The 1273-nt window shown below is 73.1% G+C and carries 2 protein-coding genes; one reads left to right on the forward strand and one right to left on the reverse strand.

Annotation, left to right across the window (positions count from 1 at the left end):
* Positions 1 to 324: LysE family transporter (locus tag ACYVE9_RS27300; RefSeq protein ID WP_461030566.1), on the reverse strand; the 324-nt coding region annotated here is incomplete at its 3' end.
* A gap of 158 nt (positions 325 to 482) precedes the next feature.
* Here ACYVE9_RS27300 and ACYVE9_RS27305 point away from each other — a divergent pair.
* Positions 483 to 1273 (forward strand): ATP-binding cassette domain-containing protein (locus ACYVE9_RS27305; protein WP_461030567.1); only part of this gene is annotated, 791 nt, incomplete at its 3' end.

Below are 1273 nucleotides of genomic sequence, written 5' to 3' on the forward strand. Positions count from 1 at the left end.
GGCTGCGAAGTGTTCCCGTCGGCGGCGCCAGAGCTGCCAGGCGGCCCGCAGCAGGCCCACCGCCAGCCAGGTCAGGTAACCGGCGCCGGCGAACCTGACGACCGAGAACGCGACCGGGCTGGCCTGGAGCAGCGAGGCGACGCCGCCGGCCGAGAGGGCCATCAGCACCGTGTCCCCGCAGAGCACGCCGCCTGCGGCACGGTAGCCGGCGCGGACCCCGCGTCTCGCGGCGACGGAGACCACGTACAGCGAGTTCGGCCCGGGCAGCAGAATGATCAGCGCGAGCCCCACCAGGTAGGTGGGCAGGTCGGTTATCCCCAGCATGCCCGCAGCCTCGCACGCCCGGCCCGGGTTCCGGTACCCGGTTCTGCGATGCGGACGACGGTGCGGCGCTCCCAAGTCATCAAGTTTGACTAGTGGGTCGGCGGGGCATACCCTCCGGCGTCGTAGTCAACTTTGACTACGTGAGGGGAGTGAGTGGATTGCGAACAGACGGCACACCCGGCGCCGGCCCTGCCGAAGCGGTGATCACGGTGGAGGACCTGCGCAGGGACTACGGCGACAAACGCGCCCTCGACGGGCTCGACCTCGAAGTGCGCCGGGGCAGCGTGCACGGCGTGCTCGGCCCCAACGGCGCCGGCAAGACCACCGCGGTACGGGTGCTCACCACCCTGCTGCGCCCGACCGCCGGCACGGCCCGGGTGGCGGGCTTCGACGTGCTCCGCCAACCGGACGAGGTGCGCTGCCGGATCGGACTCGTCGGCCAGCACGCGGCGGTGGACGAGGAACTCGGCGGCCGGCAGAACCTGGAACTCTTCGCCCGCCTGCACCACCTGGGCCGCCGCACCGCCGCCCGGCTCGCCGGCGAACTGCTGGAGCGGTTCGCCCTCACCGACACCGGCTCCCTGCCGGTCTCCGCGTACAGCGGCGGCATGCGGCGCCGCCTCGACCTGGCCGCGTCCCTCGTCACGGCACCCGAGGTGCTGTTCCTCGACGAGCCCACCACCGGACTCGACCCCCGCGGACGCGCCGAGGTGTGGAACGCGATCCGCTCCCTCGTCGGCGGCGGCACCACCGTCCTGCTCACCACCCAGTACCTGGAGGAGGCCGACCAACTCGCCGACCACGTCACCGTCGTCGACCACGGCCGCAACATCGCCGACGGCACCCCCTACGCGCTCAAGGCCGGTCTCGGCGGCGACCGCATCGACGTCGTGCTGCGCGACGGCGGCCGGCTCGGCACCGCTGCCGTCGCCGTACGCGCCGCGACAGG

It is taken from the genome of Streptomyces sparsus (genome assembly GCF_054776295.1).